Here is a 20,559-nt window from a genome sequence, read left to right on the forward strand (position 1 = left end):
TGTCCCTAATTTTAATTTTGGATCTAACTTATAAATAAATGGCATGATAACCGCTGCTATTGATGCAATGATGAGTTCAATTGGCGTCGCTCCAAATAGGGCAGCGTAGAACCCGCACATCAGAATCAGGCCAACATCTTTTAGCCACTGTGGATATTCTGATTCTTTTAAGTCCTGTAATTGTTGATAAGCAGTATCTAAGTCAATTTCTTTGGTCACTAATTTTCGTGAAATTGTATTTACCTTATAGATTCGGTTCAAATTAGTATCGCGGTTTGGAACACGTCTGATTTCTGTAATAGAATCAATGCAATTATCATCTAGTGTGGCAAAGATTCCTGTAGCCATTGCAAAGGCTTCGCAAGTTTCAAAATTGGAAGTGGAGAGGATGTAGTTCATGGTTTCTTCCACTCGATAGGATTCAGCGTTACATTCTAGCATGATTTGACCTGCAAGAATGGCGGTGTCCATTAGTTTTTTTGCATAAGTACGCAAGTGCCTTCCTCCTTCGTTAAATTCTCTCTAAGTATAGCATAATAGAGCGGTTTTGCTAAGCGTTAATTTCGTAACCAAATAACTGTATTATTTGTGTTTTTTGAACATACTAGTACAGATGTTCTTTTTATGATTATGTAAACATTGTACTGTTTTTTTAGATATATTTAGTGTATTATTAAATTAACAAAAATTTGGAGGGATATCCGTGGAATTATTTGAAGAATTATCACTTAAAGTGAAAGGGAAAGATGTTAAAATCGTTTTTCCAGAAGGAGATGAACCAAGAATTATCGGTGCAGCAGTTCGTTTATTAGCTGATGGACTTTGCAAACCAATCTTACTTGGAAATGTAGATGCTATTAACGAAGTAGCAGAAGCTCGTGGATTTAACATTTCTCATTTAGAAATTGTCGATCCAGAAACGTATGCGGACGATAAATATTCAGAAATGGTTGCCAGCTTTGTAGCACGTCGTAACGGTAAAGTTACTGAAGAAGATGCGCAAAAATTATTACGTGATGTAACTTATTTCGGTACAATGATGGTTTACATGGGCTTAGCAGACGGTTTAGTATCTGGTGCGGTTCACTCAACAGGGGACACTGTACGTCCAGCATTACAAATCATCAAAACAAAACCAGGTGTCTCTCGTACAAGTGGTGCGTTCATCATGATCAACAGCGACAAATCTAAGAAATACTTATTCTCAGACTGCGCAATCAACATCAATCCTAACGCACAAGAATTAGCTGAAATCGCAGTGGAATCTGCTAAAACAGCTGAATTATTCGGAATCGAACCAAATGTTGCGATGTTAAGTTTCTCAACAAAAGGTTCTGCTAAATCTGAAGAAGCATTAAAAGTCGCTGAAGCAACTAAAATCGCTCAAGAATTAGCTCCAAACTACAATATCGACGGAGAATTACAGTTCGACGCTGCTTTCGTACCAAGCGTGGGTAAACAAAAAGCTCCAGACTCACCAGTAGCTGGACAAGCAACAGTATTCGTATTCCCAGAAATTCAATCAGGTAATATCGGTTATAAAATCGCTCAACGTTTTGGTAACTTCGAAGCTATTGGACCAATTTTACAAGGATTAAACAAACCAATCTCTGACTTATCACGTGGATGTAACGAAGAAGACGTCTACAAACTAGCTATTATCACAGCTAACCAAGCATTGATGGAAAATTAAGGTGCGACAAAGTGCGTTCAAAAGCGATGACGGTTCGAACTTTGCCGTAAGCGACTAGTATAGTCGTGCAGACAAAGTGAGAAAGGCTTGAGCTTTTGCACTTTGGAGCCCGATTTCAACTACACAGGATGTGAGACATCGCGGTCAGAAATCGACCACTGGAAAATCCTTCACAGTGCGAAGGATTTGAAACAAAAGAGAAGGAACGTGAACGTTCTGCGTACGTTTCGGGAAGTGGACGCATTTTCTGCGATGGCGAACTCGACTACACAAAAACGACTCGTAATGCGAGTCGTTTTTTTATGTATGCCGTAAATTTTACGCCAAAATCATTCACACTGTGAATGATTTTGGCGCGGTGTGAGAGAATAGTCATTTTGAAGTAGAATCGACTTTATCTTCGTGATAAATTCATATTTAATCGTTCAATTTCACTCAAAAAATTTTTTATCATTATAACGTATACATTATAATGATATTTTTAATTTTTATTTTAAAACACGATGATATCAACGTTTCTAAGAGTTCTTGATTATTAAAAATGAAAATAATTTTTTTGAGCAAATAAATTGCTTTAACGTTTAAGTGATGATAATCTAAATTTAATTCCAAGAGAGAGGACGTCGATTTCTTGGTCAAATTATTTACGAAAAGAGGAATTTAATATGAAAAACATTTTATTTGTAGTAGGTAGCTTACGTAAAGGAAGTTTTAACCACCAAATGGCTGAAAAAGCAGAACAACTTTTAGAAGGAAAAGCAACAGTATCATACTTAGACTACTCAAATCTTCCATTAATGAACCAAGATTTGGAAACTCCAGTGTTACCTGAAGTACAAGCAGCACGCGACGCTATCGGTAAAGCGGATGCTATTTGGATTTTCTCACCAGCTTATAACTTTGCTATTCCAGGAACAGTGAAAAACTTAATTGACTGGATGAGCCGTGCTCTAGATTTATCAAACCCAAGTGGACCTTCTATTTTACAAGATAAAGTAGTAACAGTATCTGCGTTAGCAGCAGCTGGTCATGATCAATTATTCGCTTCATATCAATCATTATTACCATTTGTACGCATGCAAGTAGTAGGTGATTTCACAGCTGCAACAATTAATCCTGAAGCTTGGGGAACGGGTGTTGTTACTTTAAGCGATGAAGTAGTAGCAGGACTTGAAAAACAAGCTGAAGCATTATTAAATGCCTAATTAAAACTAGAAACTTAACTTTAAAAAGCAGTCTCTTTCGAAAAGGGGCTGCTTTTTTTGAACAACATACGAACAGACATTTGCCCTAGACCTTCTAGTTATGCTAAAATTGTACTGATATAGACATAAAAAGGAGCATTATTCATGTTTGAATATTTAAATGGAGAGTTGGTCCATATCTTACCAACAGCGATTGTTGTCGATGTGCATGGCGTAGGCTACCGAGTTGTTTTTGCAAACCCATACCGCCTACAAGATTCTCTAAAAAAACAAATTAAAGTACTTGTGCAACAAGTTGTTCGTGAGGATTCCATTACTTTATATGGATTTATTTCAAATGAAGAGCGCGAATTATTTCAACGTTTAATTAGCGTTTCTGGTATTGGTCCAAAGAGTGCGATGAGTATTTTAGCAAATGACGATACAGAAGGTTTCGTGAATGCTGTAGAAAGTGGCAATGTCACTTATTTAACAAAATTCCCTGGCGTTGGAAAGAAAACAGCACAACAAATTATTTTGGACTTGAAAGGGAAGTTTGAAGCACTTCCTGAAGAGGCGACGAAAGCAGTCGTTTCAACAAACCAAGCAACTCTTGAAGAAGCAAGAGAAGCCTTACTGGGCCTTGGATATTCTGCAAAAGAAATTACAAAGATTTGGAAGTTGCTGGAAGCTGCTGCTCCAAGTACGACGCAAGAGGCATTAAAAGTGGCCTTTAAACTATTGATGAAATAATGGAGGATTAACGTGGAGGAAGAACGTTTTATTGACCAAAATCCACTTGACGAAAGTGAAGTACAGACGGAATTATCATTACGTCCACAGACGTTGCAACAATATATCGGTCAACAAAAAGTAAAAGAAGAACTTGCCATCTATATTCAAGCGGCGCGTAGTCGTTCTGAAGCCTTGGATCACGTGTTACTATACGGACCTCCAGGACTTGGGAAGACGACCTTAGCGATGGTGATTGCCAACGAATTAGAAGTCGGTATTAAGACAACGAGTGGCCCTGCGATTGAACGCCCAGGTGATTTAGTAGCCCTTTTAAATGACTTAGAAGCCGGAGATGTCTTATTTATCGACGAGATTCATCGCTTGCCACGTGTCGTGGAAGAGATGTTGTATTCTGCGATGGAAGATTTCTTTGTGGATATCGTGGTCGGGCAAGGGCCAACCGCGCATCCGGTACATTTTCCATTGCCACCATTTACGTTGATTGGGGCGACGACTCGTGCAGGGGCTCTTTCTGCACCGCTTCGTGACCGTTTCGGGATTGTGGAACATATGGAATACTACGATGAGGCTTCACTTTCTGAGATTGTCAAACGCAGTGCGAATGTTTTTGATAGTGAAATTAAAGATGAAGCAGCTCTTGAGATTGCGCTTCGTTCTCGAGGAACACCGCGTATTGCCAACCGTCTCTTGAAACGTGTACGAGATTTTTCTCAAGTGTACGAAGAAGGTATGATTTCTAAAGAGATTACTCAGCAAGCTCTAAAAGTTTTGCGTGTAGACGCTAAAGGGCTAGATCATATTGACCGTAAATTGTTAACGGCGATGATTGATTTATACGATGGTGGCCCAGTTGGACTGGGTGCCATTGCGGCAAATATTTCAGAAGATGCGGAGACCATCGAAGATATGTATGAACCGTATTTATTGCAAATTGGATTTTTAAAACGGACATCACGCGGTCGTGTGGTGACGCCTGAAGGATATGCTCACTTAGGGCGTTTATATCCTTTATCGTAGGAAAGGAAATAGAAATGAACTATACAACAAAAGATTTTGACTTCGAATTACCCGAAGAATTAATCGCTCAAACGCCATTGAAAGACCGTACGTCTTCACGTTTATTGGTGGTGGATAAAACAACACACAGCATTGAAGATAAACATTTTTCTGATCTTTTAGAAGAGTTGGAAGAAGGAGATACACTTGTTGTGAATAATACGCGTGTATTGCCAGCGCGTCTTTATGGTACGAAAGAAGAAACGGGTGCTCATATTGAAGTTTTACTATTAACGAATACAGAGGGTGACAAGTGGGAAACGCTTGTGAAACCTGCCAAACGTATGAAAGTGGGTAGTGTTGTAACTTTTGGAGATGGCCGACTTAAAGCAACGGTTGTTGAAGAATTAGAACAAGGTGGACGTATTATCGAGTTTTCGTACGAAGGAGTATTTCTAGAAGTGTTGGAATCTCTTGGTGAAATGCCATTACCACCTTATATCAAAGAACGTTTAGAAGATAAAGAACGTTATCAAACGGTTTATGCTAAAGAAAATGGATCTGCAGCAGCACCAACAGCTGGATTGCACTTTACAGAAGAATTAATGCAACAAATTCGTGACAAGGGCGTGAATATTGTTCCAGTCACATTGCACGTTGGACTTGGAACCTTTAGACCTGTTTCGGTAGATTCGCTAGAAGACCATAAAATGCATTCTGAGTATTACAATGTATCAAAAGAAACTGCGGATATGATTGAAGCGACAAAACAAGCTGGTAAACGCGTGATTGCTGTTGGGACGACTTCGATTCGAACACTAGAAACGGTTGCTAGAGACAATAATGGGCATGTGGTTCCTGCGAGTGGTTGGACGGATATTTTCATCTCACCTGGGTATGAGTTTCGTGTGGTGGATGCGTTTGTAACGAATTTCCATTTGCCAAAATCAACGCTTGTGATGCTTGTCAGTGCTTATCTTGGACGTGAATTCACACTAGAAGCGTATCAGCACGCTATCGAAGAACGTTATCGCTTCTTTAGTTTTGGCGATGCAATGTTTGTGCATAAATAAGAGAAATTGACCGTAGGTCAAATGTTGAAGCATAGGGATGTCTTCATGGTAGTGGTAATAGTTGTACCAGCGGGAGCCAAGGTCTTCCGCCTACCGAGCCTCAAAGAACCTCTAGAAAATAAATTTTCAAGAGGCTCTAATTCGCATCGGTTACTGGTCACTATTACTCCTACCATAGAATCCCTATGCTTCTTCATTTGCCCACGGTCTTTTTGTGTTTTATACGAAATATTGCCAAAAGAAGGGGAACATTCTTGCTGTGTTCTTACTAGTGTGATTTTACGAGAGATAGAATTGCAACGTACGAAAATCGGTCAAACTTCGAAGTGTTAAAACAAATAAAAAAACAGAAGTTAAGTTTCAAAGCTTAACTTCTGTTTTCTTTTGATTTTATAAATACGTGTTGGATGATAAAGATAGCTGTAGTTACGAGCACTCCTACAATTATGGCGCTTTGTACGTTGTAAGGTGTTTGAGAGAGCGCACTTCCTAAATAATAAGTAACTTGGCTAAGTATCAATCCCCATACGATGGTAACAATATATTTCACGGACAACCCTTCTTTCATTTCTCATTATAGTACAGAAGACTTTCTTTTGACAATAGATGGGTGGAAAAACTTTCCAAAAAAGAGCGCTAATAGGGAAGATATGCTATAATAAGACGAAAAATACGAGAGGAGGATCCTTATGCCATTTACAACTTTACAAGTGTTCAGTAGCTATTCGTTATTGAAAAGTACGATTCGTTTAAATGAGTATGTAGAAACTGGAAAATTATTAGGATACAAGCAACTAGCGCTAACAGATGATGGAGTTCTACATGGTGCTGTTGAATTTTATGAGCGTTGTATCAAAAATGGAATTCAGCCGATTTTAGGATGTACTTTCGAAGTAGCTTGGAAGAGTGATTCCTCTAAAAAAGAAATGGTTATCGTTTATGCCAAAGGCGAAAAGGGGTACGAATCCCTCCTGAAACTCTCAACCCTTTATCAACAAGGATTAATGTGGACTAAGGAGATGACAGAGTGGATTACAACTCATAGTGAGGATGTGAAAATCGTCCTTCCTCCACTGGATAGTGAATGGGTTGCGGCTCATTTGAAAGGGAGACAGGAAACCGTTCTTCGTGCTGTGAAGGAAGAGTTCTCTGGCGTAGAAATAGCTGTAGGAATTACTCGCGAAATGGTCGAACGAGATGAGTTTGACAAGATGCGGGAAGGGATTGAAGCATCTGGTGTGATTCCAGTTGCCTTTAGTATTTCACGGTATTTAAATACAACCGATTATTTTCCTTGGAAAGTTTTACAAGCCATTCGACTAGGGGAAACCCTTTCGTTTACACAGGAGGACGCAACAGGGAGTGAGTCTTTACCAGAAGCTACTTCGATGACGAAGATGTTTCAAACAGTTGAAGGAGGAGTACTACTTTCTAACTTAGAACAATTTACAAAAGATTTAGTGGTAGAGATTCCTCTAAGAGACACCATGCTTCCTAAATTTCCAGTACCAGGCGGGAAGAAAAGCGCACAGTTCCTTTATGAATTATGTGAAGCCTCTATGATTGAAATGGGGGTAACGACCCCTATTTATGTGAATCGTCTTAAAGAAGAATTAGAAGTTATTCACGATATGGGATTTGATGACTACTTCCTTATCGTTTGGGATATTATGCGTCATGCTCGTGAACAAGGTATCCAAACTGGAGCTGGTCGTGGATCTGCTGCAGGTTCGTTAGTTGCGTACCTCTTGCATATTACAGGCGTTGACCCTATTCAGTATAACTTGCTATTTGAACGTTTCTTAAACCGTGAACGTTATACGATGCCCGATATTGACTTGGATTTTCCAGATGATAGACGGGAAGATATTTTAGCCTATATCGTTTCAAAATATGGAAACCAAAATGTAGCGCAAATTGTAACGTTTGGTACGCTTGGGGCAAAACAAGTCATTCGTGATGTATGTAAAGTCTTTGGCGAAAATATCATTACTGTTCAGAAGTTTTCAAACAATATCGCTCAAGGGAAAGTGACGCTGGATCAAACGTATAAAGAAAATAAGGCGTTTAGAGAACATGTAGAAAGTAGCGAACGCAATCGAAAGCTCTATCAAGTAGCGAAAGCTCTTGAAGGTCTTCCACGCCATTCGTCTGTTCATGCTGCAGGCGTCGTATTATCGCAAGAAGAATTGACGAAGACAGTTCCTTTAATGAAACGAGATAAGGGATACTCAACACCGTTACATGAAGAGGATTGGATGCTCACACAATATGCAATGCAAGCTGTTGAAAAAGTAGGTCTTCTCAAGATGGACTTGCTTGGGTTAAGTAACCTTACATTGCTTCATAGAGCGATTCAACAAACACAAAAAATCACGAAAAAAGCATTGGATATTACAAAAATTCCTCTAGACGATGAGCGGACGTTTGAACTTTTTCAAAAAGCTCAAACAAATGGAATTTTCCAATTTGAGTCAGACGGTATTCGTCGCGTCTTGAAGGAAATGAAACCAACAGAATTTGAAGATTTAGTCGCAGTACTTTCATTGTACCGTCCAGGGCCAATGGAGCAAATTCCTCATTTTATTAATCGTAAAAAAGGGACAGAAATTGTGCAGTATCCTCATGCATCTCTTCAAAAAATTCTTGAACCGACTTACGGTATTTTGGTCTACCAAGAACAAGTTATGCAGGCTGCAAGTGAAATGGCTGGCTTTTCTTTAGGGGAAGCGGATATTTTACGTCGTGCTATTGGTAAAAAGAATGCTGAATCTATCGCTGCACAAAAGGAAAAATTTGTTCAAGGTGCAGTTTCAAAAGGATACAAACAAGAAGATGCCGAGACGGTCTACGACTATATTGAAAAGTTTGCTAACTATGGATTTAATAAATCACATGCAGTAGCTTATGCGATGCTGTCTTATCAATTGGCATACTTAAAGGCAAACTATCCTACAGCGTTCTTTACAGCCTTGTTCCAAAATGCGAGTGCGAAATCGTCGAAGTTACAAGATTATCTTGTAGAAGCTCGTCAGTTAGGGATTAAGATATTGCCACCAAGTATCAATAACAGTTTTGCTGATTTCGTAGCGGATGATAGAGGTGTTGTGGTTGGTCTCAACAGTATTAAGGGAATTAGACGAGACTTTGTTGAAAGTATTGTGAAGAATCGATATGAGTATGGATTGTTCAAAGGCTTCCAAGATTTTGCCTACAGAATGGGCGCTCAATATACGAAAGAACCGCTTTTAATGGCGTTAATTAATGCGGGGGCCTTTGATGAGTTTGGTGAAACGAGGGCGACGCTGAAGGCGAATGTAGATGCCGTTGTTAAAAGTGTGAAATTCCATGGATTAAATTTATCACTTGAAGATGATTTAGAAGTAGCCTTCACTCAAGTAGAAGAAGAACCATTACTTCAAAGGATTGGAGAAGAAATTGAAGTCCTTGGCTTTTCAGTTTCGCCACATCCTTCTTCGAAATACGATCCTCTTTTGAAGAATGGATGGATTCAAGCAATTCAATCCGTTTTTGAAGAAGGATATATGCGTTTTGTAGGGTTGATTGTGGATATTCGTAAAATCTCGACTCGTAAAGGTGAGCAAATGGCGTATGTTACACTTCAAGATTCGTCTGGCATGATCGATGTAGTTGTCTTTCCATCAACACTTGCTGAAATCTATCAGCATCTTCAACAAAATACGATGGTTCTTATGGAAGGTCGTGTGAAGAGAGGACAAAGAGGTCAATGGCAATTACAATTAAATCGTATGTATCCGATGAGTTTTGCTGATAAGTTGCTAGCTGATTCATCTAAAAAATTGCAAATTGCGATTCGTCCAGAAAAACATACTCCAGAAGTATATGCGGAAATCAAACAACTCGTGACCAAATATAAAGGAGTGACACCTGTTGAATTATTCCTTGTGAATAGTAAGACGCTCGTAAAGAATTCTTTTGCAAACGGTGTAAACCTTGAATCAAAACTAATCCCTAGTCTTATCGACATTTTAGATAAAGAATGTATAAAAATTGTAAAATGAAAAAGTTTTTGAAAATGAAAGACATTTGCTGTTAAAAGTGATAGAATAAGTACGAATGGGCTTGTTCCAGTTAAAAATAAATCTAAGAGGTGAATCTTTTTGAAACGTATTGCTGTTTTAACAAGTGGAGGAGACGCTCCTGGGATGAATGCTGCTGTACGTGCGATTGTACGTAAGGGTATTTATGAAGGCTTTGAAGTCTACGGGATTAATTATGGATATGCCGGTTTAGTTGCTGGTGATATTCGTAAATTAAATCCGTCTGACGTGAGCGACATGATTGGTCGTGGGGGTACATTCTTGTATTCTGCGCGTTATCCTGAATTCGCAAATCGCGAAGGACAAGAAAAAGGGATTGAACAATTAAAGAAATTTGGGATTGAAGGTCTTGTTGTTATCGGTGGTGACGGAAGCTATCAAGGTGCTGTTGCTTTAACAAAACTTGGATTCCCAACTGTTGGGGTTCCAGGAACAATCGACAATGATATTCCGGGTACGGAGTATACAATCGGTTTTGATACTGCAATCAATACTGTTTTAGAAGCGTTAGACCGTCTTCGTGATACTGCAACATCACACGTTCGTACGTTTATCGTTGAGGTTATGGGTCGTCGTGCTGGAGATATTGCACTTTGGACAGGAGTTGCCAGTGGTGCAGAACAAATCTTAATTCCTGAACAAGATTTCGATTTAGCTAAGGTAGCAGAAGAAATCAAACAAGGACGCTTAAACGGTAAGAAACACACATTGATTCTTCTAGCAGAAGGTGTAATGTCAGGTGAGGAACTTGCAAAGAAACTACTTGAATACGATAGTGATTTCCATACTCGTGTAACAGTACTTGGACACGTACAACGTGGTGGAGCTCCAAGTGCACGTGACCGTGTACTTGCGAGCCGTATGGGTGCTAAAGCAATTGATTTATTAAAAGAAGATATCGGTGGTGTGTGTGTTGGTGTTAAAGCTGAAGAAATTATTTACAGCGATATCGTAGAAACATTAGCGAATGGCAAACATTTACCTAACTTAGAGTTGTATCAACTAAATAAAGAAATTTCATTCTAAAACTAAAGGAGTCAACATAAAATGAAAAGAACTAAAATTGTATGTACTATTGGACCTGCTAGTGAAGCACCAGAAAAATTAGCAGCATTAGCAGAAGCAGGAATGAACGTTGCACGTCTAAACTTCTCACATGGGGACCATGAAGAACATTTAGCTCGTATCAACGCAATCAAAAAAATCCGTGAAGAAACTGGACGTGTTATTGCGATTCTTTTAGATACAAAAGGACCAGAAATCCGTACACATGATATGGAAAATGGTGCGATTGAATTCCACACTGGTGACGTTGTTCGTATTTCAATGACTGAAGTTTTAGGAACAAAAGAAAAATTTTCTATTACTTACCCAGAATTAATCAACGATGTTAAACCTGGTTCAATTATCTTAGTAGATGATGGTTTAGTAGGGTTAGCCGTTACTGAAGTAGATCATGCGAATGGTGAAATCGTCTGCGTGGTAAACAACAGTGGTGTTGTTAAAAATAAAAAAGGGATTAACGTTCCTGGCGTTAAAACAAAATTACCTGGTATCACTGAAAAAGACCGTGCAGATATTATCTTCGGTATTGAAAATGACATCGACTTCATCGCAGCAAGTTTCGTTCGTCGTGCATCAGATGTTCAAGAAATTCGCGATTTATTAAAAGAACATAATGCAACTCACATTCAAATCATTCCAAAAATCGAAAACCAAGAAGGTATTGACAATATTGACGAAATCTTAGCATTATCTGATGGTTTAATGGTTGCTCGTGGAGACATGGGTGTTGAAATCGCTGCGGAAGAAGTTCCAATCGTTCAAAAAATGTTAATCAAGAAATGTAACACATTAGGAAAACCAGTTATTACTGCTACTCAAATGTTAGATTCAATGCAACGTAACCCACGCCCAACACGTGCGGAAGTTGGTGACGTAGCGAATGCTATCTTCGACGGAACAGATGCAGTTATGTTATCTGGTGAATCTGCAGCAGGGGATTACCCAGTAGAAGCCGTTCGTACAATGGCAAATATCTGTGTTCGTACAGAACAAGAAATTCGTGTACGTGATAAATTCAAATTAAAAGCATTTGATGAAACAGATGTGGCAGAAGCAATTGGCCGTTCAGTAGCTCATACAGCTAAAAACTTAAAAGTAAAAACAATCGTTGCTGCAACTGAATCAGGACATACTCCAAAAATGATTTCTAAATTCCGTCCTGACGCAACAATCTTAGGTGTAACTTCAACAGAACGTCAACAACGTGCAATGGCATTAATCTGGGGTGTGAAACCTGTAATCGTGGATCGTGCTCAATCTACAGACGAAATGTTCGATATCTGTATGCAAGCCGTTCGTGACCACCACAATGCACAAGAGGGCGATTTAGTCATCATCACTGCTGGTGTACCTTTAGGAATTAAAGGAACAACTAACATGATGAAAGTTGCTCGCGTATAATTTATTGAAATAATGCTCAAAAGCTTGAACAACCCGTAAAAAGTTGTTCAAGCTTTTTTGGTTTATGAAGTCCTTTGATAAATTAATGAGAAATCGTTAGAAATACAAGGATATAAATGACTGTAAGCCCTATTTTGTGGTAAAATAAAAGGACAAATGTAAAGAGAAGGAGGTTTGTTATGACAAGTGAATTATCGACCGTTGTTCAAGCCATTATCACGGATGAAAATGAAAAGTACTTTTTCGTTCAAAAGAGTGGAGAAACATTCCGTCTAAAAAAAGACGACACTACAGAATCCCTCAAGATTGGAGATGTAGTAACGGGTTTTTTATATGAAAATTCTTCCCGTAAAAAAGTCTTCACCTTAAAGGTTCCAGAAATAACAAATGAAAGTTATGGATGGGCAAGCGTGACTCAAGTCAGAAAAGACTTAGGGGTTTTCGTAGATATTGGCTTAGAAGATAAAGATATGGTAGTTTCATTGGATGAACTTCCAAGTATGAAAGAATTGTGGCCAAAAAAAAATAATCGTTTATATGTCACTCTGATTAAAGACAAAAAAGACCGCACATGGGCAACGATGGGAGACGGACAGGCATTAAACGAGAAAGTGATTCGTGGTCATAAAGGACAGTTGAATAAAGATCTAACTGGAATCGTGACACAAGTGAGACTTGTAGGAACGACCATTATGACACCAGAAGGATATAAATTGTTCTTGCATCCTTCAGAACGTATGTATGAACCAACGCTTGGAGAAGAAATTACCGTTCGTGTGATTGGGCTTCGTCCTGATGGAGTACTGAATGTTTCGATGAGACCAAGAGCGCATGAGGCCATTGGAGACGATGCAGAGATGATTGTGGCGATGCTAAAAAATCGTCCAACTAAAACACTTCCTTATTGGGATAAAACAGATCCAAAGACTATCAAAGAGATTTTTGGAATTAGTAAAGGGCAATTTAAACGTGCCATTGGAAACTTGTTAAAGGCAAAACGAATTACACAAGAAGAAGGATTTATTCATCTAATTGAAGAATAATGAGTGGAGGCGAGTCGCTTGTCATCTATTTCTATTGAAGGGATTCAAAAGAAGTTACAAGAAGAAGGATTTAAACTAACCATGCAAAGACAGGCAACAGTTGAGATTCTTCTGGAACATTTAAATGAACTACTGACAGCTGAAGAGATTTATATGTTTGTGAAAGAAAAGTATCCAGATATTGGATTAGCAACTGTTTATCGAACATTAGAAATTTTAACGGATTTAGAGGTAGTTACCAGAAATATATTTGACGATGGTATTGGTCGCTATCACTTGAAGCAATCTGTTAACCGACATTTTGCACATCATTTATTGTGTGTTAAATGTGGTCAAATTCAAGAAGTTGAAGAGGACCTTCTCATTGATGTAGAACAGAAAGTATTAGAGCAGTTTCGCTTTCAGGTGCTGGATCATCGTCTGACTTTCCATGGAATTTGCAAAAATTGTCAGCAAAAGGAAGGGTAGAAGATGAAAGAAATACACTACTTCCTCGATAGTATTGCTGTTCAAGGGCTATCTGAGAATACTGTTATGAGCTATAAACGAGACTTGGAGAAGTTTTCTCAGTTTTTAGAAGAACAAAAGGTGACACGTCTGCAAGATGTGGACCATACAACAATGGTGCTCTTTCTTCAAAAGCTGAAGAAGGATGAGTACGCCGTTAGTTCAACGAGCCGCATGATTAGTTGTTTGAAGAAATTTTTCCAGTTTCTTGTGCAAGAGCGAATGATAGACAAAGACCCGACGCAACAAATTCATCCACCTAAACCGAAGAAACAGTTGCCCAAAGCGCTGAGTATTGATGAGGTGAACCGGTTGCTTGAGGTGCCGGACACGACAACAGTTTTAGGCTTAAGAGACAAAGCAATGCTCGAACTTTTATATGCAACAGGGATGCGTGTAAGCGAACTGATCAGCATTGAACTGAGTGATTTGCATTTGGAACTTGGATTCTTACAAACGATTGGGAAAGGAAATAAACAACGCATTATCCCGATTGGACAAGAAGCAACCAACTGGATTCAAAATTATTTAGAGTATGCACGGCCTGCTTTAGAAGACGAGAAGAAGTTATCGAATGTCTTGTTCTTGAATCACAGAGGCGGTCCGTTTACACGTCAAGGTTTCTGGAAGAATTTAAAGAAAATCGTTCAGACAGCCATGATTACAAAGGAAGTGAGCCCGCATACATTAAGGCATTCCTTTGCAACCCATATTTTAGAAGCGGGTGCCGACCTTCGGATTGTGCAGGAACTACTTGGGCACTCGGATATTAGTACGACACAAATTTATACACATATTACAAACGAACGAATGAAGGAAATTTACAAACAAGCACATCCTCGTTCGTAAATAAAGAAAATGGAGATGGAAACTATGAAATTTAAAAGAATACATGTTATTGTAATGGACTCTGTAGGGATTGGAGAAGCGCCAGATGCTGCAAAATTTGACGATGCAGGTTCACATACATTGGGTCACATTTCTGAAACTGTAGGCTTAAATGTTCCAAATATGCAACGTTATGGTTTAGGAAATATTGCTCCTTTAAAAACAGTTCCACCAGTAGAACATCCTGAAGGAAGCTACACAAAATTAGAAGAAGTTTCTGTAGGAAAAGATACAATGACAGGTCACTGGGAATTAATGGGATTAAATATTAAAACTCCTTTCCGTGTATTTCCTGATGGTTTCCCACAAGAATTATTAGACCGTATTTCTGAATTTTCAGGAAGAGGAATTGTATGTAACTTACCATATAGTGGGACAGCCGTTATTGATGACTACGGTAAACACCAAATGGAAACTGGCGATTTAATCGTTTATACTTCTGCAGACCCTGTAATGCAAATTGCAGCGCATGAAGAGATTATACCGCTAGAAGAGTTATACCGTATTTGCGAATATGCACGTGAAATTACAAAAGATGATCCATACATGATTGGTCGTATTATTGCTCGTCCTTATGTGGGTGAACCTGGGAACTTCCAAAGAACTTCTAACCGTCATGATTATGCATTAAGCCCATTTGGAGAAACAACATTAGACTTCTTGAAGAAAGATGGTTTTGATGTGATTGCAATTGGTAAGATTAATGACATCTTCAACGGACAAGGAATTACAGAATTCGTTCGTACAAAAGACAATATGGATGGTGTGGATAAATTAGTTGAAGTATTGAAGAAGGACTTCACTGGTATGAGTTTCTTAAACTTAGTAGACTTCGATGCGGTTTATGGACACCGTCGTAATACGAAAGGCTACGGAGAAGCACTAGAAGCGTTTGATGCTCGTATTCCAGAAATCGTAGAAAATATGCAAGAAGATGATTTATTAATTATTACTGCGGACCACGGAAATGACCCAACATTCAAAGGGACAGACCACACTCGTGAGTACATTCCAGTGTTAGCAATCAGCAAATCAATGAAACACCCAACGCACTTACCACAAGGACACTTCAGCGATATTGCAGAAACAATTAGCGAAAACTTTGGAGTTGCGTCAACTGGTAACGGAACAAGCTTCTTAAAAGAATTAAACTAATACAGAAAGAGGGAACAACATGAGCAAATACGAACAATTAGTTGAAACAAAAACGTTTTTACAAGAAAAAGGCATTGGTCATATTGATTTCGGAATGATTTTAGGTTCAGGTCTTGGGGAACTTGCTGGAGAAGTAAAGAACCCATTAATCTTTGACTATAAAGATATTCCAAACTTCCCAGTGTCAACAGTCGTCGGTCATGCTGGCCGTCTTGTATATGGTGAATTAGAAGGAAAATTTGTTCTAATCATGGATGGACGTTTCCACTACTATGAAGGTTACGATATGGAAACAGTAACGTTCCCAATTCGTTTAATGAAATTATTAGATGTTGAAACGATTATTGTGACAAACTCAGCTGGTGGTGCAAACCCAACATTTGAACCAGGGGACTTAATGATTATTACAGATCAAATTAACTATACTGGTACAAATCCATTAATCGGACCAAACGACGACCGCTTTGGACCTCGTTTTCCTGATATGAGCCACGCGTACCACGAATACGGACAAGAAGTGGTTCGTAAAGCTGCTAAAGAATTAAACATCAATATTAAAGAAGGAGTATACATGGGATACTCTGGACCAACTTATGAAACACCAGCAGAAATTCGCTTCACGCAAGCTGTAGGCGGGGATGCTGTGGGAATGTCAACAGTTCCAGAAGTTATTGTGGCTAACCATGCTGGAATTAAAGTGATTGGGATTTCATGTATCACAAACTTAGCTGCAGGAATGCAAGCAAACTTAAACCACGAAGAAGTAGTAGAAACAACTCAACGCGTTAAAGAAGTGTTCAAATCATTGGTTCGTAAAGTTTTAGTTTTATATTAAGCATCGAACCTCGAGGAGGAATGAATTTGTTAGTACCTTATTCAGCAACGAATAAAAAAATTGTGATGGGATTACTTTCTTATATCCCAGAATTCAAGGACTTTAAACGATTGCAAGAGGAAATTGAAGAAATCGCGACAAATCCATCGATTAAATGCTGGCTCTGGAAAGAGTCTGAAAGTGATAATTTTATTGGTTTAATTGGTGGAGAAAGCACAACAGACACGATTGTCATTAAATACTTATCGGTGTCTCCTTCGTTTCGTGGGGAAAATATTACATTCCAAATGTTAGAAGATTTAGCAAAGATGGAAGATAAAGTATTAAGTGGAACAATTGAAACAAGTGTGATTCTGGCAAAATGGAATAAACATCGTGTAAGTGAGGAACCATGGAAGATTTAACAATTAAAGTAGCTGAATACGAAGGACCGATGGATGTCCTCTTGCATCTGATTCGCGAGATGAAAATTGATATTTACGATATTCCAATGAATGAACTAACTAAGCAATATTTGAACTTCATTCATTCCATGAAAACATTGGAGTTGGAAGTGGCAGCTGAATATTTAGTAATGGCATCAACCTTATTAGAAATTAAAGCGAGAATGCTTCTTCCAAAACCAAAGTTAGAAGACTTCGATGAAGATGGGGAACCAATTGTGGAAGATCCTCGTAATCAGCTGGTCCAGCAACTATTGGAATATCAACAAATTAAAGAAAACGCCAAAAAACTTGAGGAGCTATCTTTCCTAAGGGGATTACACTTTGGAAAAGAAGCGAGTGACTTGTCTTCTATGCAAGAGATTATCCCTTTGAAAGAAGGTGAAGTGACCACTCAAGATTTATGGAATGCGTTAAAAAAATTAGCGCGTAAGAATATTGCAAAAATGCCGCTCAAGGCTAATATTCAACATGAAACGCATACGGTTGAAGAATTGATGGACTCGATCATTTCAAAAATTGAGCATACAGATAAAAAACAAGTTCCATTTGAGGAATGTTTCCCTGCCTTCAATCGACATGCGATTACAACGACATTTTTAGCGATGTTACAGCTTGTTCGGGAACATCGTGTCCGTTTTATTCAAAGTTCTCCATATGAGGATATTTTGATTGAGAAAAGACAAGAAAAGGAGAAAGAGAGTGACTAATTATATTTCAGTACTAGAAGGCTTACTATTTGTTGCTGGAGATGATGGGATTACTTTAGAAGAAGCAAGCTATATTTTGGAACTCGAAAGAAGTGCGGTTCGTCAGTTACTAGATGAATTAAAGAAACGCTTAGAAGATGAAAATAGTGGATTAGAGCTTCTTTTAACGGCTTCTCATTATAAACTCGTGACTAAAGCAAGTTTAAAATCCTATATCGAAAAATATGCCGTTTCTCCATATTCTTCTCAATTGTCTCAAGCATCACTAGAAACATTAGCGATTATTGCGTATAAGCAACCTGTCACACGTGTAGACATTGAATCAATTCGTGGAGTTCAAAGTAGTGGTTCGATTCAAAAATTATTACTAAGAGATTTAATTGAAGAAGCTGGAAGATTAGAGACGCCTGGCCGTCCAAAATTGTATAAGACAACAGCCTACTTCATGGATTACTTTGGATTAGAATCTCTGGATGCCTTACCAGATGCTTCTGATTTATTCGATTTAGATTCTGAAGAAGCGAACCAATTATTTAGAGATAATCATGATTTATTTGAAGAGCTGGAAATGCGCTCTAAAGAACATCATGAAGTAGAAGAAGAGAAAGAGTAGGTTTTTTTTTGGAAAGATTACAAAAAGTAATGGCACACGCTGGTGTGGCATCCCGCAGAAAATGTGAGGCATTTATTCAAGAAGGCCGCGTTAAGGTCAATGGTGAAGTTGTAAGAGAACTTGGCTTTAAAGTAGGTCCTAATGATAAAATTGAAGTAGATGGTATTCCAATTTATAAAGAAGAACCTGTGTACTTTATGTTTTATAAACCAAAAGGCGTGCTTTCAAGTGCGAGTGATGATAAAGGAAGAACCGTTGTAACAGATTACTTTAAAGATGTAGAGCAACGAGTGTATCCGGTAGGACGTTTGGACTACGATACAACAGGGCTTCTTTTATTAACAAATGACGGCGAGTTTTCGAACTTAATGACGCATCCAAAGCATCACGTGGAAAAAAAATATATCGCCAAGGTTAAAGGTGTTCCAACTCCAAGACAAATGCGTCAATTGGAACGTGGAATCGTCTTAGATGGCAAGAAAACGTCAAATGCAAGAGCTCAAATTTTATCGGTAGATACTGATAAAGGAACAGGGATTGTGGCTTTAACGATTCATGAAGGATGGAACCATCAAGTGAAGCGTATGTTTGAAGCGGTGGAGTTACCTGTTATGAAATTAAAACGCGAAGAGTTTGGGTTTTTAACGTTAGAAAACTTACGCCCTGGAGACTACCGTGAATTACGCTCATTTGAAGTACAAAAATTGAGAAAACTCGCGTTAGACGAAAAATAGATACAAGTTAGGGAGTAATACAAAGAGAAAAACGGACTCATATTATGAGTCCGTTTTGTTTATTCTTCTGTGAATGGGCTATTTTTTCGTTTAATGGCACCAGTTGGACAGGAAGTATAAGCTTCTTTGAAATTTTCTATCATATCTTTTGGTAGTGGGGCAGTTCCAGTATTATTGTCTTGTTTTACATATGCAATGCCTTCTGCGTCGTACTCAAAAATTTCGGGAGCACGTAGTTGACATATGCCACAGGCGATACAAGACTGGCAATCAACTTTTGCATAAATTTTGGAAAGAGAGGATTTTTTATCCATGAGTCAGTACTCCTTTTATCAAATTTGGATATTACATGCGATTAAGTCGTATGGTGTGGTTCCGGTAAATCGATTATATCGTATTTTAACCGGAAATCGTACCATGTCGACTTTAATTGGTGTGACAGAAGATAAAACTGAAGTATTTTTTGCTAGTTTACCTCATTTAAAAGAAGCTTATTATCATCAATTACTTAACGAATTCTTCCGTGAAGGAGTACTTGAGGAAAATGAATCAAAATTAGTGTTACTTAAAGAGATTCCGGATTTTTCTCTTGTGACAAATGGAAGCTATCCTGTCAATTACTTGATGCATCCATATTCATTCGTGCAATTAAGAGATGTAACAAGGCTCTGGGTTGAATGGATTAGTTACCACCGTTATGAAGAAAAAACATATCGTCCTCTAATTCAAAATATATGGTTACAGCAATTATTTAAGCAGTGGTATATAGAAGAAAAAGCGACGATTACACCCGAATGGTTTAGTAGCGTTGTGGATGAATTCAAGACTTGGGCAGATCAGCAAGAAGCGCCTGTGAAAGGGCATTGGGTTGGGCTTTTTAATGGGGCTAAGTCGACAGCGGCTCTAGAAGATGAGCTCGTGTCATTGTGGGAATTTACCAGTGTTGAAGACTGTAATCCACTCTCAAGATTAGTCTTGATGAAATGGGTGAGCGATGTCTTTGAGGATTCTGAAAAATTTCCAATCACTTATAGATGGTTTTCTAAAATGTTTGAATGGATTTCTCATGAAACGAGTTCTGTTCAAGAAACAGTTCGTCTGTTTGAAAAAGGAATGAAACGCATAGAAATTGCTCACTATCGTAAGCTTAAAGAAAGCACGATTAACGACCATCTCTTAAAGTATGTGTTGCTTACTAAAGAGGCGTTGTATAAACGTGTAGAAGAAACGAAGGCTGCCATGGCTTATAAATCCCTCTTTGAAAATGGACAATATCCAACATATAAAGAGGCTAAAGACCAATTTGAGATAGAAGGGAAGAAAATGGATTTCTTCTTATTCAGATACTATCAAATTAAAGCCTTAAAGGAGCGTGAATGAC

Annotated in this window: 20 protein-coding genes and 1 pseudogene; 18 read left to right on the top strand and 3 right to left on the bottom strand. The window is 38.4% G+C overall.

The genetic code is table 11. The features are described from left to right. Positions 1-495: threonine/serine exporter family protein (locus Q0594_RS06500; RefSeq protein WP_298730636.1), on the bottom strand; the 495-nt coding region annotated here is incomplete at its 3' end. A gap of 208 nt (positions 496-703) precedes the next feature. Here Q0594_RS06500 and pta point away from each other — a divergent pair. From pta to queA, 5 genes are all read left to right on the top strand, one after another. After that, positions 704-1,693, top strand: a complete 990-nt coding sequence (gene pta, locus Q0594_RS06505; RefSeq protein ID WP_298730638.1) for a phosphate acetyltransferase — start codon at positions 704-706, stop codon at positions 1,691-1,693. Positions 1,694-2,358: 665 nt separating this feature from the next. Next, entirely contained in the window at positions 2,359-2,898 is a 540-nt protein-coding gene (locus Q0594_RS06510; RefSeq protein WP_298730639.1) for an NADPH-dependent FMN reductase, read from the top strand. Positions 2,899-3,042: 144 nt separating this feature from the next. Next, positions 3,043-3,630 carry a Holliday junction branch migration protein RuvA gene (gene ruvA, locus Q0594_RS06515; RefSeq protein WP_298730641.1) on the top strand — a complete coding sequence of 196 codons (588 nt, stop codon included), beginning with the start codon at positions 3,043-3,045 and terminating at the stop codon, positions 3,628-3,630. A 12-nt stretch (positions 3,631-3,642) separates the two neighbouring features. Continuing rightward, positions 3,643-4,650: a Holliday junction branch migration DNA helicase RuvB gene (gene ruvB / locus Q0594_RS06520; RefSeq protein ID WP_298730643.1), complete on the top strand. Its 1,008-nt coding sequence runs from the start codon at positions 3,643-3,645 to the stop codon at positions 4,648-4,650. 14 nt (positions 4,651-4,664) lie between these two features. Next, on the top strand, positions 4,665-5,702 hold the full coding sequence (gene queA, locus Q0594_RS06525; protein ID WP_298730645.1) for a tRNA preQ1(34) S-adenosylmethionine ribosyltransferase-isomerase QueA: 1,038 nt from the start codon (positions 4,665-4,667) through the stop codon (positions 5,700-5,702). A 367-nt stretch (positions 5,703-6,069) separates the two neighbouring features. On the opposite strand, the gene Q0594_RS06530 is transcribed toward queA, so the two are convergent. Continuing rightward, positions 6,070-6,252, bottom strand: a complete 183-nt coding sequence (locus tag Q0594_RS06530) for a YjzD family protein (RefSeq protein WP_298730647.1) — start codon at positions 6,250-6,252, stop codon at positions 6,070-6,072. 139 nt (positions 6,253-6,391) lie between these two features. Here Q0594_RS06530 and Q0594_RS06535 point away from each other — a divergent pair, with 139 nt between their 5' ends. The 12 genes and pseudogenes from Q0594_RS06535 (at position 6,392) to Q0594_RS06590 (ending at position 19,178) form a co-directional block, all read left to right on the top strand. After that, positions 6,392-9,745: a DNA polymerase III subunit alpha gene (locus Q0594_RS06535; protein WP_298730649.1), complete on the top strand. Its 3,354-nt coding sequence runs from the start codon at positions 6,392-6,394 to the stop codon at positions 9,743-9,745. Between the two features lie 99 nt (positions 9,746-9,844). Continuing rightward, complete coding sequence (gene pfkA / locus Q0594_RS06540; RefSeq protein ID WP_298730650.1) at positions 9,845-10,810, top strand: 6-phosphofructokinase; 966 nt, start codon at positions 9,845-9,847, stop codon at positions 10,808-10,810. A 21-nt stretch (positions 10,811-10,831) separates the two neighbouring features. After that, positions 10,832-12,238: pseudogene (gene pyk / locus Q0594_RS06545) on the top strand (pyruvate kinase); the annotation flags it as partial. Between the two features lie 191 nt (positions 12,239-12,429). Continuing rightward, positions 12,430-13,293, top strand: coding sequence for a S1-like domain-containing RNA-binding protein (locus tag Q0594_RS06550; RefSeq protein WP_298730652.1), 864 nt, complete (start codon positions 12,430-12,432; stop codon positions 13,291-13,293). Positions 13,294-13,311: 18 nt separating this feature from the next. Continuing rightward, positions 13,312-13,761 carry a Fur family transcriptional regulator gene (locus Q0594_RS06555; protein WP_298730654.1) on the top strand — a complete coding sequence of 150 codons (450 nt, stop codon included), beginning with the start codon at positions 13,312-13,314 and terminating at the stop codon, positions 13,759-13,761. Positions 13,762-13,764: 3 nt separating this feature from the next. Continuing rightward, positions 13,765-14,649: a site-specific tyrosine recombinase XerD gene (gene xerD, locus Q0594_RS06560; RefSeq protein WP_298730655.1), complete on the top strand. Its 885-nt coding sequence runs from the start codon at positions 13,765-13,767 to the stop codon at positions 14,647-14,649. Positions 14,650-14,673: 24 nt separating this feature from the next. Then, entirely contained in the window at positions 14,674-15,843 is a 1,170-nt protein-coding gene (gene deoB / locus Q0594_RS06565) for a phosphopentomutase (protein ID WP_298730657.1), read from the top strand. 19 nt (positions 15,844-15,862) lie between these two features. Then, entirely contained in the window at positions 15,863-16,678 is an 816-nt protein-coding gene (locus Q0594_RS06570; protein ID WP_298730659.1) for a purine-nucleoside phosphorylase, read from the top strand. Positions 16,679-16,698: 20 nt separating this feature from the next. Beyond that, entirely contained in the window at positions 16,699-17,082 is a 384-nt protein-coding gene (locus Q0594_RS06575) for a GNAT family N-acetyltransferase (RefSeq protein WP_298730662.1), read from the top strand. Then, positions 17,070-17,831, top strand: coding sequence for a segregation/condensation protein A (locus tag Q0594_RS06580; RefSeq protein WP_298730664.1), 762 nt, complete (start codon positions 17,070-17,072; stop codon positions 17,829-17,831). Before Q0594_RS06575 ends, Q0594_RS06580 begins: the two co-directional genes overlap by 13 nt. Continuing rightward, positions 17,824-18,444, top strand: coding sequence for an SMC-Scp complex subunit ScpB (scpB, locus tag Q0594_RS06585; protein WP_048710093.1), 621 nt, complete (start codon positions 17,824-17,826; stop codon positions 18,442-18,444). The genes Q0594_RS06580 and scpB overlap by 8 nt, the downstream gene beginning before the upstream one ends. 8 nt (positions 18,445-18,452) lie before the next feature. After that, positions 18,453-19,178 carry a pseudouridine synthase gene (locus Q0594_RS06590; RefSeq protein ID WP_298730665.1) on the top strand — a complete coding sequence of 242 codons (726 nt, stop codon included), beginning with the start codon at positions 18,453-18,455 and terminating at the stop codon, positions 19,176-19,178. A gap of 59 nt (positions 19,179-19,237) precedes the next feature. On the opposite strand, the gene Q0594_RS06595 is transcribed toward Q0594_RS06590, so the two are convergent. After that, a complete protein-coding gene (locus Q0594_RS06595) occupies positions 19,238-19,492 on the bottom strand; it encodes a ferredoxin (RefSeq protein WP_298730667.1) in 255 nt (84 codons plus the stop codon). On the opposite strand from Q0594_RS06595, the gene Q0594_RS06600 reads away from it, so the two are divergent. After that, positions 19,491-20,558 carry a helix-turn-helix domain-containing protein gene (locus Q0594_RS06600; RefSeq protein WP_298730669.1) on the top strand — a complete coding sequence of 356 codons (1,068 nt, stop codon included), beginning with the start codon at positions 19,491-19,493 and terminating at the stop codon, positions 20,556-20,558. The two genes, Q0594_RS06595 and Q0594_RS06600, sit on opposite strands and share 2 nt — an antisense overlap. Position 20,559: the final 1 nt, after the last annotated feature.

The sequence above is a fragment of the uncultured Granulicatella sp. genome, assembly GCF_938030755.1.
Classification (GTDB): domain Bacteria; phylum Bacillota; class Bacilli; order Lactobacillales; family Aerococcaceae; genus Granulicatella.

Bases quoted from the DNA above. Each gene is read 5' to 3' on its own strand.
- Q0594_RS06510 (WP_298730639.1), top strand. From the start codon at position 2,359: ATGAAAAACATTTTATTTGTAGTAGGTAGCTTACGTAAAGGAAGTTTT.
- ruvA (WP_298730641.1), top strand. From the start codon at position 3,043: ATGTTTGAATATTTAAATGGAGAGTTGGTCCATATCTTACCAACAGCG.
- queA (WP_298730645.1), top strand. From the start codon at position 4,665: ATGAACTATACAACAAAAGATTTTGACTTCGAATTACCCGAAGAATTA.
- Q0594_RS06535 (WP_298730649.1), top strand. From the start codon at position 6,392: ATGCCATTTACAACTTTACAAGTGTTCAGTAGCTATTCGTTATTGAAA.
- Q0594_RS06550 (WP_298730652.1), top strand. From the start codon at position 12,430: ATGACAAGTGAATTATCGACCGTTGTTCAAGCCATTATCACGGATGAA.
- xerD (WP_298730655.1), top strand. From the start codon at position 13,765: ATGAAAGAAATACACTACTTCCTCGATAGTATTGCTGTTCAAGGGCTA.
- deoB (WP_298730657.1), top strand. From the start codon at position 14,674: ATGAAATTTAAAAGAATACATGTTATTGTAATGGACTCTGTAGGGATT.
- Q0594_RS06570 (WP_298730659.1), top strand. From the start codon at position 15,863: ATGAGCAAATACGAACAATTAGTTGAAACAAAAACGTTTTTACAAGAA.
- Q0594_RS06575 (WP_298730662.1), top strand. From the start codon at position 16,699: ATGAATTTGTTAGTACCTTATTCAGCAACGAATAAAAAAATTGTGATG.
- Q0594_RS06580 (WP_298730664.1), top strand. From the start codon at position 17,070: ATGGAAGATTTAACAATTAAAGTAGCTGAATACGAAGGACCGATGGAT.
- Q0594_RS06600 (WP_298730669.1), top strand. From the start codon at position 19,491: ATGAGTCAGTACTCCTTTTATCAAATTTGGATATTACATGCGATTAAG.
- Q0594_RS06595 (WP_298730667.1), bottom strand. From the start codon at position 19,492: ATGGATAAAAAATCCTCTCTTTCCAAAATTTATGCAAAAGTTGATTGC.